This window comes from Hymenobacter aerilatus (assembly GCF_022921095.1).
In the GTDB taxonomy this organism is placed as follows: Bacteria; Bacteroidota; Bacteroidia; order Cytophagales; family Hymenobacteraceae; genus Hymenobacter; species Hymenobacter aerilatus.
This window is the reverse complement of sequence record NZ_CP095053.1, coordinates 2,593,666-2,609,007: the sequence shown is the minus strand read 5'-3', so window position 1 is coordinate 2,609,007 and position 15,342 is coordinate 2,593,666. Positions and strand designations below refer to the sequence as shown.

11 protein-coding genes are annotated in these 15,342 nt (G+C 54.3%); 7 read left to right on the top strand and 4 right to left on the bottom strand.

What is annotated here, in order from left to right; all coding sequences use genetic code 11:
* Positions 1–22 precede the first annotated feature (22 nt).
* On the bottom strand, positions 23–874 hold the full coding sequence (locus tag MUN82_RS11170; protein ID WP_245090158.1) for an N-acetylglucosamine kinase: 852 nt from the start codon (positions 872–874) through the stop codon (positions 23–25).
* Positions 875–1,267: 393 nt separating this feature from the next.
* Here MUN82_RS11170 and MUN82_RS11165 point away from each other — a divergent pair, with 393 nt between their 5' ends.
* A complete protein-coding gene (locus MUN82_RS11165) occupies positions 1,268–2,350 on the top strand; it encodes a cellulase family glycosylhydrolase (protein WP_245090155.1) in 1,083 nt (360 codons plus the stop codon).
* A 5-nt stretch (positions 2,351–2,355) separates the two neighbouring features.
* Entirely contained in the window at positions 2,356–3,840 is a 1,485-nt protein-coding gene (locus MUN82_RS11160; RefSeq protein WP_245090152.1) for a hypothetical protein, read from the top strand.
* Positions 3,841–4,065: 225 nt separating this feature from the next.
* On the opposite strand, the gene MUN82_RS11155 is transcribed toward MUN82_RS11160, so the two are convergent.
* From MUN82_RS11155 to MUN82_RS11145, 3 genes are all read right to left on the bottom strand, one after another.
* Entirely contained in the window at positions 4,066–5,148 is a 1,083-nt protein-coding gene (locus MUN82_RS11155; RefSeq protein ID WP_245090150.1) for a SusE domain-containing protein, read from the bottom strand.
* Between the two features lie 78 nt (positions 5,149–5,226).
* Positions 5,227–6,828: a RagB/SusD family nutrient uptake outer membrane protein gene (locus MUN82_RS11150; protein ID WP_245090147.1), complete on the bottom strand. Its 1,602-nt coding sequence runs from the start codon at positions 6,826–6,828 to the stop codon at positions 5,227–5,229.
* Positions 6,829–6,849: 21 nt separating this feature from the next.
* Positions 6,850–9,873 (bottom strand): SusC/RagA family TonB-linked outer membrane protein, encoded by a 3,024-nt coding sequence (locus tag MUN82_RS11145; RefSeq protein WP_245090144.1) that lies wholly within the window; start codon positions 9,871–9,873, stop codon positions 6,850–6,852.
* A gap of 517 nt (positions 9,874–10,390) precedes the next feature.
* On the opposite strand from MUN82_RS11145, the gene MUN82_RS11140 reads away from it, so the two are divergent.
* From MUN82_RS11140 to trpC, 5 genes are all read left to right on the top strand, one after another.
* Positions 10,391–11,128, top strand: coding sequence for an alpha/beta hydrolase (locus tag MUN82_RS11140; RefSeq protein ID WP_245090142.1), 738 nt, complete (start codon positions 10,391–10,393; stop codon positions 11,126–11,128).
* 228 nt (positions 11,129–11,356) lie between these two features.
* The gene (locus tag MUN82_RS11135; protein ID WP_245090140.1) at positions 11,357–12,772 is read left to right on the top strand and encodes an anthranilate synthase component I family protein; all 1,416 of its coding nucleotides are present in this window, start codon (positions 11,357–11,359) and stop codon (positions 12,770–12,772) included.
* 45 nt (positions 12,773–12,817) lie between these two features.
* Positions 12,818–13,390 (top strand): anthranilate synthase component II, encoded by a 573-nt coding sequence (locus tag MUN82_RS11130; protein WP_245090137.1) that lies wholly within the window; start codon positions 12,818–12,820, stop codon positions 13,388–13,390.
* Between the two features lie 62 nt (positions 13,391–13,452).
* A complete protein-coding gene (gene trpD / locus MUN82_RS11125; RefSeq protein WP_245090134.1) occupies positions 13,453–14,442 on the top strand; it encodes an anthranilate phosphoribosyltransferase in 990 nt (329 codons plus the stop codon).
* A gap of 76 nt (positions 14,443–14,518) precedes the next feature.
* On the top strand, positions 14,519–15,340 hold the full coding sequence (gene trpC / locus MUN82_RS11120; RefSeq protein ID WP_245090131.1) for an indole-3-glycerol phosphate synthase TrpC: 822 nt from the start codon (positions 14,519–14,521) through the stop codon (positions 15,338–15,340).
* The last annotated feature ends 2 nt before the right edge of the window (positions 15,341–15,342 follow it).

The window sequence follows — 15,342 nt, the reverse complement described above, 5'->3', positions numbered from 1 at the left end:
CGTCATGCTTAACGCATATAGGCTATTTCTTGGCGAGTACCGTGTGGTACGTTACTAGGTCATCAATAGGGGAGCGGATGATTTTGCCGACTTCCATGCCGTGGTTTTTGGCCGCCTGCGTGAGGGCATCGCGGAAGTTATAGCCCACCGAGCCGATGCAGTTGAAGGTGTATTCCTGATAGTTGGGGTAGTGCACCACCAAGTTGTCGAAGAACGTGTTGAAGCCTTCCAGTACGATGTCGCGGCAGTAGCTCACGTTGTTGTGGTCGTAGGCAAACTTAGCGAAGCTGGCCAGGAAGCGGTTGGGGAGGGGCTGGTTGTAGAGACGGTCGAAGATTTCTTCGTTGTCGAGTTCGTACTGCTGTTTGAAGGCCTCTTGGAGGCCATCGGGTAGGTAGCCGCGCATGTAATCGCGCAACAGGCGCTTGCCAATGAACGAGCCTGAACCTTCGTCGCCCAGGAAATAGCCTAGAGAGTCAATGTTCAGCGTTACGTCTTTGCCATCGTAGAGGGCGGTGTTGGTGCCCGTACCCAAAATAGCGGCAAAGCCCTTTTCCAGGCCCAGCAGCGCACGGGCTGCCGCCAGCAGATCGTGGCCCACATACACTTCCGACTGCTTAAACACGTGGCGCATGGCCGCAGCTACGGTTTCTACCTTCTCCGGGGTAGAACACCCGGCACCGTAATAATACACCTCACTGATGGCCGGCAGGTCCAGGTTATCGGGCAGGCTTTTTTCGAGCGACTCAATGATTCCCTGGGTGTTGATGAAGTAAGGGTTGTAGCCTTCGGTGTTGAAATAAATGCGTGTGCCTGCATTGTCGATTAGGCACCAGTTGGTTTTAGTGGAGCCGCCGTCAGCGATGATGATCATGGGTAGGGTAGAAGAAAGTAAAAAGAAGAAATACGCAGCATCCCGGGGTAGGGTGTGTACTTACCACGTAGCGCAGAATAGCGAAGCACGGAAAAGTTTTCGGTAGTTGAAAGTCGTTTGTCAGGATGTTACTGAAAGGCAAGGATATGGAGCAAGAAAAAAGTGAAAGACCAACAGAATAGATTATCCTCGAAAGAGTACGAAACTACAAATGAGCAAAGGTAAAAGCCGACGGAAACACAGTGACTATCCGCAACCAAGTAAGTTGGTAGGCGCTCAGAGTTAGACAAACGTTTGCATTAACTTGCCGGGGTTTTACTTTCAGGAAGGTGCCGTCATACGTTTCGGGCTCGTACGGCAGGCACTGAGCAGCATGTGTAATCATTTTCCCCGATGGATAAATCTTTTCTTTATCTTCTCTTCTCGTTTTTTCTGGTGCAAATGCCTACCGCCCAGGCTCAACGCACTTCTTCGCAGGGCGGTGTTTATGTAGACAAGCAGGGCGTGCTACGGTGGCAGAAAGGCAGGCAGGAAGTAGCGCTTTTCGGCGTTAACTACACTACACCATTTGCCTATTCTTACCGTGCCCATCGGCGGTTGGGTGTATCGCTAGAGCAGGCTATTGAGCAGGATGTGTACCACCTGTCCCGGTTGGGCGTCGATGCGTTTCGAGTGCACGTATGGGACGTAGAAATTACCGATACGGTAGGCAACCTGCTGGAAAATGAGCACTTACGCCTGCTCGATTTTCTGGTGGCCCGTCTTAAAGAGCGCGGTATCAAAATCATCTTGACGCCCATTGCTTATTGGGGCAACGGCTACCCCGAGCGCGACTCGGCCATGACGGGCTTTTCGTCTATCTACGACAAGGTGCAGGCCTACACCAACCCGCGAGCTGTGGCGGCGCAGGAGCGCTACCTCACGCAGTTTCTCAACCACCGCAACACGTATACCAAGCAGCTCAACCGTCAGGACCCTGATATTATTGCCTTTGAGGTGTGCAACGAGCCGCGCTACCGCGAGCCGGCTGCGCAGGTAACGGCCTTTGCCGACCGCATGGCCGCCGCCATTCGCAACACTGGCTGCCGCAAACCAGTGTTCTATAACATAGCTGAAAACCCGCAGGTGCATGAAGCTATTCTTAATGCAAAAGTGGATGGCCTCACGTACCAATGGTACCCCGAGGGCTTGGTAGGAGGCCACACCCTGCGCGGCAACTTCCTACCCTACGTCGACCAATACCCGATTCCCTACCGCCAGGATCCGCGGTTCAAGTCGAAGGCTAAGATGGTATATGAGTTTGAGTCGGCGGATGTTTTGCAGCCCGTGATGTACCCCGCCATGGCTCGCAGCTTTCGGGCAGCGGGTTTTCAGTGGGCTACGCAGTTTGCCTACGACCCCTTGGCCATTGCTTACGCCAACACCGAGTACCAGACGCATTACCTCAATCTAGCTTACACCCCGCGAAAGCCCTGAGCCTGTTGATTGCCGGGCAGGTGTTCCGGCAGGTGAAGCGTGGGCAGCAACAAGCCGCCTACCCCGCCGACTCCACCTTTGGAGCGTTTCGTATCAGCTACCGCGAGCAGCTCAGCGAGATGAACATGCCTGAGGCCTTTTACTACACCAGCACCACGCATATACAACCTCAAAAGCCCACTGCGCTGCGGCATGTGGCCGGGGTAGGTTCGTCGCCAGTAGTGCGCTACGAGGGCACCGGGGCCTACTTCCTCGACCAGCTGGCGCCGGGCATATGGCGCCTGGAGGTGATGCCCGATGCGGTGCAAGTAGCTGACCCCTTCGCACAAGCCTCACTCCAACGCATCGTTACGCGTATCGAGTGGAACACACATCCCGTACGCATTTCACTAGCCGATTTAGGGCCGCAGTTCTCCATGCGCGGCCTCAACGAAGGCAACACATCCCAGGCAGAGGCTACCGACGGACAGGTGGCTGTGCGGCCGGGCGTATACCTGTTGGCAGCTCCAGAGCAGAAAACCACTGCCTGGACTGGCCAAACGCGGGTAGGTACGTTGCGGCTAGGTGAGTTTGTGGCCCCTACGCCTACCGTTGCTGGCCTGCAAGTGGTACACGAAGCCTACCCCCAGGTATCGGCTGGGCAACAGCTGCGTCTCGCGGCCAAGGTGGTAGGGCTGGCCCCCACCGATAGTGTGCTGCTGGTGGCGCAACACTACTACGGTCGTACCCAAACCCTACCCATGCGGCGTGGCTCCTACCCTTCATTTGAGACTACGGTACCGGCCGAGCTGCTGTATCCGGGCCTGTTGCGGTACTGGGTGGTTATAAAGCAGGGAAGTAAGACAACTACCTTCCCAGGTAATTTTGCGGGCTCACCGCTCAATTGGGACTATGCACATGCAGAGCATTGGGAAGTACCTATTGTGCCGGCCGCTACGCCCATCCCTTTGTTCACTGCCGCCACCGACCATGACCAGGTAGAAATAGGACGCATCAGCGAGGGTAGTTATGCCGACTACGTGACTACGCCCGCCACGGGTGCTCTGGCGTTGCGCCTGCTTGGCATACCTCAAACTGGCGCTACTGCAGTAACTGACGGTCCGGCTGTGTGCCTGCGAGCGTATTTTGGTGATAAGGTGCAAGGCCGCCACCAGGCTACGAGTCGCAGCAAGGAGTTACTACTGACAGGTTCTGCTAGCCAAGCTGGTACCACACTGCAAGTAGTGCTAGTAACCAAGGATGCTGCTGCCTACGCCGCTACAATCACCATGGGTCCCGATCGGCAAATCCTGCGCGTGCCATTAGCCGACTTCCGGCCCGCGCCGCTGCTGCTAAGTCCGCGACCCTACCCCAGCTTCCTGCCCTTAACCTTTCAGCCTGCTACGCAGCTCCCGACGCTACAGCTGGCCGACGCCGAGGTGTTGCAGATTATCCTCCCCGCAGCACCGGCTGCCCGGCACGTAGACATCGAGTCGGTGCAGCTGCAGTGAAGCGGGATAGGAGCAACGCAACAATCAAAGGGCGAAAGATAGAGCCGTTTAAATGGCTCTACTGGGATAAGTAATCTACTGACTGAGAAGCAAAATTTACCAGTATATACTTAGTAATAAAGTAGAGTAACCACACTACGCACAATAGGTGCGCCGACGATTAGCTCCATTAAAAAAGGCTCCTGAGTAGTATCAGGAGCCTTTCTTGTAAGCGGGAAAAGAAGATTAATTCTTTCGGATAGAGTAGGTGTAATTACCCGCGCCCTGGCTTAAATCAAGCGTGACCAAATAGCTGCCAGCTGCTGCGGGACCTTTGATATTGTCAGCATTAAAGTCGAGAACCCCGTCTGCTTTGTTGTCACCGTAGTTGATATCCCAGCCATTGTTCGCTCTGAATTTAAGCTCGCCATTAGCACTTAGAGTCATTACAGCCGACCACGTACCTGTAGTAGCGTTATAGGTCAAAGGAGTTTGGTTATCCCACCCGCCGGGGGTAGCAGAGCCAATAGCTGCCCAAGTAGTAGGTGTAGCCGTCCAAGTTAGGTTCGGAATATCCACCACAATACGGTAGTAGCCTGCTGTTGGGACAGAAAGGTTACCAGCGCCTCCATCTGTTGATAAGGAGCTTGAGGTAACTTTAGTAGTTGCGTTTGTAGTGACTGTACCCACAAGACCGTAGTTCGTGTTGGCCCAGCTAGGCGTGCTTGTGAATTTGAAAGGACTAGCGCTAGCAAAGTTAATATACCCCTCGTAGGTGCCATTATTGGTAGGAGATGCAACTCTAGGCGCTTTATCAGGTGCCCAACCCTGATAGTCACCAGGTACGTACAGCGATGGGTACGCAATAACAGATAGGTAAGGAGTTGCTGTTAAAGAGGTGACGCTGGAAAGTTGTGCATAGGCAGTGTTACTGCCTACGTCTGACTTAACGCGTACATCCAACTGACCTGCCGAGCCCGGTGCAATACCCAAGGCCAGCAATGCACTATTCAACTCCGATACTGTGAGTGTACGGCTGGAAGAAGTGGTAGTAAACTCACTAGGTGATTTGAAGTTATTACCCTTTACATCGAGTTGTAGCGTATAAGTGACTGCCGCAGCATAGCCGTAGTTAGGAGCAGTCCAATTGAACGTAACGGCTTCTTTGGCTGCGTTATCCATGGAGAGCGTGCCCAAGGCTGTAGAAGAGGCTGTAAGGGTAGGCCCACCGCTCGGATGAATCACCGTTTTTTCATCCTCCTTCTCACACGCGGTGAGGAGTAAAGCAACCGCGCCTACTCCCAATATTTTGGTAAACCAAGTTTTCATTGTGCGGGGAATTATACTGTAGAAAAAGAGACGATACAGGCTGCCAAACAACATAGCATTGCTTGGCAGCCATGTAAGTTAGTAACCTGGGTTCTGTACCAAGTTTCGGTTTACGCTTAGGTCAGATACTGGTATTGGGAATAGATTGCGGTAGTCCTGTACGGCAGTCCCTTCCTTCACACCACCCTTCCACGGCCACAGGTAGTCGCGCGTAGTGAAACGATTATAGCGAATAAGGTCTGTGCGACGAGTTGCTTCCCAATACAGTTCGCGGGAGCGTTCGTTCAACAGAAAGTCCAGCGTTAGTTCCGAAGAAGTAATGTTGCCGGCCGGAGTATTTTTGTAGGCCCGCGTACGCACTCGGTTCACGTATTCCAAAGCCAGGTTTCGGTCGCCACCACCACGTACGGCTGCTTCAGCATACATCAGGTAGGCATCGGCTAGACGGAACATAGGGAAGTCCGTATCTGCAAAAACAAGATCAGAGCCGGGAGCACCCGTAGAGCTAACGTTTTTGAACTTAATAGGTACGTAGCCTTGGTAAAAATCAATAAGTGAGTTGATTTCCAAGGTCTGCCCACCCGTTACGAACTTAGCACGATTATCAGCCGCGGTATCTGGAAACTGACGATAGAAGGCCGACGTAGTGCGCAAACCACCCCAACCCCCATCGATGCCGTAGCTGGCAGGATTCCAATTTCGGTCGGAAGTGCTGGCCACAGGTCCATGAACTAGGAAGGTAGTACCCCCATAGCTCTGCGTGCGGCGGCCATCATAGGCAATGGGAAAGATAATTTCCCGGCTTGTGTTATTATCTGTGCGGAACAGGTTTCGGTACTGTGGCGTAAGGGTGTAACCGGCATCTATTACTTTCTTCGCATTAGTGGCGCAATCTGCATAGCGGGCCGTTTTGGTGTATACCTCAGCATTAAGGTAAAGCTTGGCTAGCAGCATCCACGCGGCGGCTTTGTCAGCGCGAGCGTACTCATTCTGGCGAGGAGCAGGCAAATCGGCGTCAATAGCTTGTAGCTCCCGTTCAATAAAGGCAAATAGCTCAGGACGTGTAGTTTGAGTAGGAGGAGTAGTTCCCCCAATCTCATTTTCTTCAGTAACAAATGGCACATTGCCATAAAGATCCAGGGCATGGTAATAGGCCAAGGCACGTAAGAAACGCACTTCAGCGCGGTATGCACGGATAGTAGCGGCATCCGTCTCATTGATGCCTCGGCTGCTCAACTTGGCATCCGTCGACTCCAGTAAGAAATTATTGCACAGGGTTACTTCGTACAGAATGCGGCTGTATAGTCCTTGCACCAGTAGGCCAGTGGGTGTCCAGTTCATCAGGTGCCAGTCCTGAATGTTTGGGTCACCCCAGTTCACTACTGCTTCATCCGTGGTCAACTCCTGGGCACTCCAATACTGCCGTATGTAGTCAGAGGTACCTTCGTCGATACCTTTCACATCACCGTTACCGTTTGGTCCCTGCGACCCGGTGAGGGCGAAGCCACCATACACTTTAGCTAACACCGACTTATAGCCAGCCGCATCTTTGTACACAGCTTCTGAGGTAAGGTCATATTTAGGCAAACGGTCCAGATCATCCGTGCACGACGTTATCGTGAGCACCGAAGAGGAGACCAGCGCCAGCGCCGAAACGTGGCGGAGAATATTCTTTTTCATACTATAATTGAAAGCAGAAAGCTAGAAAGTTAAGTTCAGGCCAAGTGTGTATGTGCGCGGGCGGGGATACACATTGTTATCAATCCCGTTGGAAATTTCCGGGTCTAAGCCTTTGTATTTAGTGCTCAGGAACACGTTCTGAACAGCTGCTGTGAGGCGCAACGTTTCACCGCCGCCCAGCGTGCCTGCATTATAGCCCAACGTAATGTTTTCCATGCGCAGAAACGAACCGTTCTGGATGTAATAATCCGAAGAGAAGCGGGTCTGAGCAATGTTGGGAAACTGGGTATAGTTGGCATCCTCCGTCACGTTAGACACGAAGTTGTTCGAACCGTTGATGCCTTGGTAGTTGCCTGCGTTTGAGTTGATATTGTTGTACACATAGTTGCCCAAGTTACTACGCAACGTGAAAGCCAAGTTGAGTCGGTCGTAGCTTACGTTGGAGCTAAAGCCCAGAATAACCTTAGGTGCAAACTGCTTGCCTACATACCGGTCACGAGCTGTGATGGTTCCGTCACCGTCTAAGTCCACGTACACGCCATTCAGCGGCCGGCCATCTGGGCCATATACCTGCTTATAAGTATAGAAGGCTGATGAAGGAGCACCTACGCTGTAAATGCCGATGGTAGTGCCTGTGCCACCCGAAATGCTGCCGCCGTTATTCGTTTCGAGGCCTTGGAAACCAGGTACCTGCGTGCCGAGTGAGGTGATGCGATTTTTGTTATAGGTACCGTTAGCATTCAACGTCCAGGTCCAGTGTTCGCCTTCTACGGGGGTAGCGTTCAGGTTCAACTCCACCCCGCGGTTTTCGAGTGTGCCTACGTTGGATACCAGCAAGTTGGTGAAGTTAGTACCCAGTGCAACCGGTACCTGAGCCAGCAGATCTTTGGTTTTGCGGTAGTACACATCCACCGAGCCATTCAACTTACCCTCCAAGAAGCCAAAGTCCAGACCTGCGTTGTAGGTAGTGGTCTGCTCCCATTTGAGGTTGCGATTGAACCCTTGGGGCGAATAGGGCGTGAAGAAGGAGTTGCCTAGTTGATACTGAGCTGTGGGAGTGTTGATTACGTAACGCTGGAGGTAGGGATAATCGCCAGCAACGCCGGCCACATCTTGCTGCCCTGTGATACCATAACCGGCCCGTAGCTTCAGGTCGGAGAAGGTAGTCATGTCTTTAAAGAAGTTTTCCTCTTTCAGACGCCAGGCCACCGAAGCAGCTGGAAATACGGCGTGGCGATTGTTCTCCGGGAAGCGCGAGGACGCATCATCGCGCAGTGTGCCTGTAAACACATACCGGTCGTTAAGCGTAAGGTTCGCCCGGCCGTAGAAAGAGATGATAGTGTACTGCGTCCGAACTGGTATGGCAGCTAGCTTAAACAGGGAGCCATCGGCCAAGAAAGTAGGGTAGGCAGGCTCGTCTCTGATGAAGTCCTGATACGAGTAACCGCCTAGCACTTCCAGACGATTATTGCTGCCAAACTGCTTGCTATAGTTTAAGTAAGCTTCCAGCAGCTTATTGTCACGGTTTTGCGAGTACTGATTGAACGAACCACCGCGCGACGTTCTGTTTGAGGCGTCTAGGGGTGTATTGGAATAGGCGCCGGCCGAGCGAGCATCTATAAAATTAGAGCCATTGCTACGCGTGATGTCGTAACCCAGGTTCACGTTAGCGTGCAGATCAGGCAGGAAATGGAAGCTGTAATCGAGCTGGGCATTACCGATGCTGCGTTTCACAGAGCTACGGTCGCGGCGTAGCAAAAGCTGCGCTACTGGGTTGCGGGGTACGTTTTGCTGGGGTGTGCCATTGCCCTGGAGATATTCAAAATAATTGCCGAAGGCATTGCCAGTAGGGCTAACCACAGGCTGGGTGGGGTCGAAGGCGGCGGCTGAGCCAATAGCCCCGTTATCTGCGAAGTTGTTATCAATCCAAGAGCCCTTCACATTCACGTTGACACGCAGATGATTATCTAGCAGTACTGGATTGAGGCTCAGTGAAGCTGTATTACGAATAAGCCGATTCGTAATCAAAATACCCTGCTGCGAGAGGTTACCATAGGAAGCACGGAATGGTAGTTTGCCCACGGCCCCAGTTATGCTCACATTATTGTCGTACGTCTGAGCTGTCCGGAACACCTCATCCTGCCAGTTGGTGTTAGCATTACCTAACAAAGCAGCTTTCTCGGGGGCAACGCGTTGTACCGTACTGCGGAATTCGTCAGCAGACAGTACAGGCACGGCGTTGTAGCGGTGCGACAGGGAAGCCTGTGAACTGAAATTAACCGTTAGTTTTTCGCCTGATACACCTTTTTTAGTGGTAATCAGAATAACACCATTGGAAGCACGTGAACCATAAATAGCTGTGGCAGAAGCGTCCTTTAGTACGGTAAAGGTTTCAATATCATTGGGGTTGATAAGGCTGAGGGCATTGGAAGCGCCACTTACGCCGCTATTGTCTACCGGCACACCGTCAATTACAATCAGCGGGTCGTTGCTGGCATTAAGCGAGGAGCCGCCACGGATACGAATCGTGGTTGCCGCACCCGGTGAGCCGCCGCCGGTCGTAATCTGTACACCGGCCGTTTTGCCCTGGATGAGCTGTTCGGGGTTAGTTACTTGGCCTTTCACAAAGTCTTTGGCTGAAACAGTCGTAATAGCCCCCGTTACGTCTTCTTTGCGCTGCGTACCATAACCCACTACCACTGCTTCATTCAGCAGGGTCGTATTTTCGCCAATAGTAACAGCTGGCACAGCCGAATTTTGGCCGGCGGCTACCGTAACCGTCTGACGCTGCGTATTATATCCTACAAAGGAAATAACCAGCGTTTGCGGACCGGTGGGCACATTCTGAATAGAGTAGGTACCATCGGCATTGGTGGAGTTACCAAGGGAAGTGCCTTCTATCACAACGGTTACGCCGGGCAAGCCCTGTTTCTGTTCGTCCAGCACACGGCCGCTCACAGAGCCGGTTTGGGCGAATGCACCGGTGAAACCAGCGCACACAAATAGCAGGAGAAACAGTAGTTTCACCAGGTAAGGGTGTTTCATTGAAAAATGATTAGGGGGTTGGGAATTTAAGTGTCGGCTTAGCCGATTTTGCAAACGATTTCGGCAGCTACGAAAAATTACATGCTATGGCTACTAAAGCAGTGATTTTTCAACCAAAATTGAATGTAAACGCGAAGGTACTATGATAAAACCTATAAACACAATTGTGTAATAGGTGTCTCATAGCTGTACCCAACCATTTGAATAGCCTATGAGATAGGCTTTGGAATGCTGACTACCGCAAACGTTTGGGTAGTTTTGGGGTAGCACCTTAAATACGAAAGGGTTATAAGAGAAAAGTACAGCCTAAATGAGGCGTCCTACCTCGCAAATGAAGCTGCCTACCTTACAAATGCAAAGACAAAAAAAGATTGTAAACAATTGTTTTTATTGGCAAGGTGCACCCTCTAAGCTGGTGGCCACTATTGTGGGTCTGGCGGTTTTGTGTCTTTCCGAACCAGTGCAGGCTCAGAAGCAGCACACAGCTGCTCCTACCGTTTCCACGTTAGAAATGACAATGCCTCAGTTGCATCGCACGCGCCGGGTGTGGGTGTATTTGCCGCCCAGCTACACCACTAGTCACCGCCGCTACCCGGTGCTCTACTTGCAGGATGGTCAGAATATATTCGACGAGGCAACCAGTTTCAGCGGCGAGTGGGGCGTAGATGAAGCCTTGAACCAGGAAAAACGCGCTACCATTGTAGTGGCTATAGATAATGGCGGCGACAAGCGCTTGGATGAGTACTCGCCCTGGCGCAACTCGCAGTACGGTGGCGGGGAGGGTAGGGAGTACGCAGCCTTTCTCACCGAAACGCTTAAGCCGTATATCGACCAGCACTACCGTACTCGGCCTGGCCGACGCCACACGGGCATTGGGGGCAGCAGTATGGGGGCGCTCATTGCGCTGTATGCTACCCTGCGTTACCCAGATGTGTATGGCAGGGTAGGGGTGTTTTCGCCGGCGCTCTGGTTTGCGAAGGATTCGCTGGACCGTTTTGTGCAACGCGCCCGGTCGGGGCGCCCTACCCGGCTCTACTTGGTAGCTGGGCAGCAGGAAAGCGAAACCATGGTACCCTACATGACGCAGCTGCGCGACCAGTTGCACCAAGCTGGTGTACGCTCTGCCAACCTGCGCTTCGTAGTGCGCCCCGATGGTCAGCACAACGAAGGTTTCTGGCGGCGGGAGTTTCCGGCCGCATATCAATGGCTGTTCTTCGGAAAATCAGCGGAAACCAAAAAAATACTTGCGCCGTAAAGTCGGCTGCTTACCTTTGTGGCGCGTCGATAAAAACGACATTGCTTTAAACTGATGACAACGCAACTTTGCCTGCAAGCCTGGTGGTGGCCTCTCCGAAACTCCGGACGGGATACCCTGTGCGTGCGGTAAAGTATACTCCGCATACTTGAACAGAAAGCCCGGCCGACCGCCGGGCTTTCTGTTTTTCAGCCCTTCTCTACCTCCAACCTCGCTACGCTTTTCCGAATGCCGCATTTCACGCTTAAGTCTCGCCACCTACGGGTGCTGGCCGATACCGTAACGCCCGTGGGCCTATACCTGCGCCTGCGCGACCGATACGACAACTGCCTGCTGCTGGAAAGCTCCGACTACCATGGTCAGCAAAACGCCTTTAGCTATCTGGCCTGCGACCCGCTAGCTCGTTTTGAGGTGCAGCGCGGGGTGGTGAAGCAGACCTTCCCGGATGGCACCGTCGCTACTGAAACCCTAACCGAGCCCCGCGCGGCACTAGCCCGACTACAGGAGTTTGCGCAGAGCTTTCAGACGGAGGAAAACGACTTCGACTTTATCACGGGTGGTCTGTTTGGCTACTTGGGCTACGAGGCGGTGCAGCATTTCGAGGACCTCGACCTGAATGCAGCCAAGCAAGCGGCCGGCGACATTCCGGAGATGCTGTATGGCACCTACCGCTATGTTATTGCGCTTAACCATTTCCGCAACGAACTATACGTGTTTGAACACACGTTGGAAGGCGACGCGGTAGACGAAGACGGCTTGAAGCGACTGGTGAACCTCATTCGCAACCCTTCCTTGCCGGAGTTTCAGTTTCAAACGCAGGGCGAGGTGCTGACCAACCAGACCGACGAGGAGTTTCTGCGGGTGCTGGCCCAAGGCCAGCAGCACTGCCTGCGCGGCGATGTGTTTCAGATTGTGCTGAGCCGCCGTTTTCAGCAGGGCTTTACCGGCGATGAGTTCAACGTGTACCGGGCGCTGCGCTCCATCAATCCCTCGCCCTACCTGTTCTACTTCGACTACGGCAACTTCAAGATCTTCGGCTCCTCGCCCGAAACGCAACTCCTTATTAAAGGCAGCAAAGCCAGTCTCTACCCCATTGCTGGTACTTTCCGTCGCACTGGTCACGATGCCGAAGACGCCGCTGCTGCCGAGCGCCTGGCCCAGGACCCCAAGGAAAATGCCGAGCACGTGATGCTGGTAGATTTGGCCCGCAACGACTTGGCCCGCCACGGCGACCAAGTAGCGGTAAAGGTATTCCGCGAAATTCAGTTCTACTCCCACGTGATTCACTTAGTGAGCGAGGTGACGGCCCAACTGCTACCCGGCACCAACCCCTTGCAGGTAGTGGCCGATACGTTTCCGGCCGGTACGCTTTCGGGGGCGCCCAAGCACAGCGCCATGCAACTTATTGACAAGCTAGAACCGACAGCCCGCGGCTATTACGGCGGCTGCCTGGGCCATCTGGGCTTCAATGGCGACTTCAACCACGCCATCATGATTCGCTCTTTCCTCAGCACCGACAACCAACTCTACTTCCAAGCTGGTGCTGGGGTAGTAGCGGCTTCCGATATCAACTCTGAACTCAACGAGGTGCACCATAAGCTGGCTGCCCTGCGCAAAGCCCTGAAAGAGGCCGAGCAGGTGTAGGGTAGGAAAATGTAAATCTCAGAACAGCTTTAGCTTTTTAGTCTGATGAAAATTCTTGTTCTCGACAACTACGATTCCTTTACCTACAACTTGGTGCAGCTACTGCGCGAGCTGGGCTACGGCGACCAAACCACCGTCATCCGCAATGATAAGCTGACGCTGGAGGAGGTAGAGCAGTACGATGCCATCATGCTCTCGCCCGGACCCGGTGTGCCGGCCGACGCGGGCCTGATGCCGGAGGTAATCCGGCGCTATGCGCCTACCAAGCGCATGCTGGGGGTGTGCTTGGGCCACCAAGGCATAGCCGAGAGTTTCGGCGGCACGCTCTACAACCTGCCGGCTGTGCTGCACGGCATAGCTACGGATGCCGACATCATCACCGGCAACGATCGGCTGTTTTCTGGCCTACCCACGCAGTTCAAGGTAGGGCGCTACCACTCCTGGGTGGTGCAGCCCGACTCAATACCCGCCGAGTTGGAAGTGACGGCCATTGATGCGCAGGGCCAGGTGCTGGCTTTCCGCCACCGCGAATACGACGTGCGCGGCGTGCAATTCCACCCTGAGTCTATCCTGACCGAGTATGGCAAGGAGATGCTGAAAAATTGGTTGGAAGGATAGACTCCAGAGTACATTTCCCTTCAACAGACAGAGCTCATCCTACCTAGAAAATTCCCTCCCACGTGAAACACCTTCTCAATACCTTATTCGACCAGCAAACCCTAACGCACGCCGAAGCCCGCGAAGCCATGACGCAAATCGGGCAAGGTGGCGCCAATGCATCGGAAATGGCGGCCTTCATGACTGTGTATCGGATGCGGCCCATTACAGTGCCGGAACTGGCGGGCTTCCGCGACGCCCTACTTGAACTCTCCCGTGACCCAGAATTGGGCACGCACGATGTGGTAGACATCGTGGGCACGGGCGGCGACGGCAAGGACACGCTCAACATCAGCACCCTGGCGTGCTTTGTGGTAGCGGGCGCAGGCTATCCGGTGGCCAAGCATGGCAACATTGGCGTGTCGTCGGTGTGTGGATCGGCAGACGTGTTGGGGAGCCTGGGAATAAACTTTGGGGTAGGCAACGACGTGCTGAAGCGCCAGCTGGAACGTGCCAACATTTGCTTTCTACACGCGGCGGCGTTTCATCCGGCCATGCGCCATGCCGGTCCTATTCGGCGGGAGCTAGGCGTACGTACGTTCTTCAATATTCTGGGGCCGTTGGTGAATCCGGCGCGGCCACGCTACCAGGTAGCGGGCACGTTCAGTCTGGAGCTGCTACGCCTCTACCAGTATCTTTTCCAGCAAACTCACACGCGCTACACCGTGATTCATGCCCTGGATGGCTACGATGAACTCTCGCTGACCGGTGCGGCCAAAGTAGCCACCAGCACTGGCGAGCGAGTGGTATCGGCCCCCGACTTGGGTTTGGCGGCTACTACACCCGCGAGCCTGGCCGGTGGGCGCACGGTGGAGGAGTCGGCCCAGCTGTTTCTGGATGTGCTGGAGGGTAGGGCCACGCCCGCCCAGCGCGACGTGGTGACGGCCAACGCAGCCTTGGCCATTCAGGGTCGCGAAACGGATTTTACCTTTGCGCAAGCCCTAGGCGCTGCGCAAGAATCCCTGGATTCGGGGCGGGCCCGCGAGGCGCTGCGCCGCTTACTGGCTGCTTAATTTCACTTTGTTTGAACGCCCACCGCCCGCCACAGCGTTTCTTCGGCGCATTACGGTGGGAAACTTCACAGGCACGATGTCAACTGAAACTATTCTCGACAAAATCATCACCCACAAGCGCCACGAGGTAGCCGAGCGCCGCGAGCTGGTGCCCACCAAGCTGCTGGAGCGCAGCTTATATATGGACGCGCAACCACTCAGCCTGCGCCGCTACCTGCTCCGCGACGACCTGAGCGGCATCATTGCCGAGTTCAAGCGCAAGTCGCCCAGCAAGGGGTTTATCAACCAATATGCCCCCGTGGAGCGTACTACTCTGGGCTACATGCAGGCGGGCGCTTCGGCCTTGTCGGTGCTGACGGATACGGAGTTTTTCGGCGGGAAAACTGAGGACCTGACCATTGCGCGGCGCTACAATTTCTGCCCCATCCTGCGCAAGGATTTCGTGATTGACGAGTACCAGATCATCGAAGCCAAGAGCATGGGGGCTGATGTGATACTGCTGATTGCCGCTGTACTTTCAGCTGATGAGGTAGCGCGCCTGGGCCAGTTCGCCCGCTCGCTGGGCCTTGAAGTGCTATTGGAAGTGCACAACGCCGAGGAACTCGCCCGCACGCTGCACCCCGAAGCCGTGAGCCTGGTAGGCGTCAACAACCGCAATCTGCACGACTTTTCGGTAAGCCTGGAAACCTCCGTGACCCTGGCCGAGCAGATTCCGGCGGAGTTTGTGAAAGTAACCGAAAGCGGCCTCACCTCCGCCGCTGACATCACTTACCTGCGTAGCGTAGGCTACCGCGGTTTTTTGATGGGCGAGGCCTTCATGCGCCACAGCCGGCCCGAGAAGGCCTGCGCGGCCTTGGTGCAGGAGCTGCGTGCCACAGAACCGGCTGTTATTCTTTAAGT

What these genes read in the sequence shown, in the direction of transcription:
- MUN82_RS11165 (WP_245090155.1), top strand. Translation starts at nt 1,268, where the DNA reads ATGGATAAATCTTTTCTTTATCTTCTCTTCTCGTTTTTTCTGGTGCAA.
- MUN82_RS11170 (WP_245090158.1), bottom strand. Translation starts at nt 874, where the DNA reads ATGATCATCATCGCTGACGGCGGCTCCACTAAAACCAACTGGTGCCTA.
- trpC (WP_245090131.1), top strand. Translation starts at nt 14,519, where the DNA reads ATGTCAACTGAAACTATTCTCGACAAAATCATCACCCACAAGCGCCAC.
- MUN82_RS11135 (WP_245090140.1), top strand. Translation starts at nt 11,357, where the DNA reads ATGCCGCATTTCACGCTTAAGTCTCGCCACCTACGGGTGCTGGCCGAT.
- MUN82_RS11155 (WP_245090150.1), bottom strand. Translation starts at nt 5,148, where the DNA reads ATGAAAACTTGGTTTACCAAAATATTGGGAGTAGGCGCGGTTGCTTTA.
- MUN82_RS11145 (WP_245090144.1), bottom strand. Translation starts at nt 9,873, where the DNA reads ATGAAACACCCTTACCTGGTGAAACTACTGTTTCTCCTGCTATTTGTG.
- MUN82_RS11150 (WP_245090147.1), bottom strand. Translation starts at nt 6,828, where the DNA reads ATGAAAAAGAATATTCTCCGCCACGTTTCGGCGCTGGCGCTGGTCTCC.
- MUN82_RS11140 (WP_245090142.1), top strand. Translation starts at nt 10,391, where the DNA reads ATGCCTCAGTTGCATCGCACGCGCCGGGTGTGGGTGTATTTGCCGCCC.
- MUN82_RS11130 (WP_245090137.1), top strand. Translation starts at nt 12,818, where the DNA reads ATGAAAATTCTTGTTCTCGACAACTACGATTCCTTTACCTACAACTTG.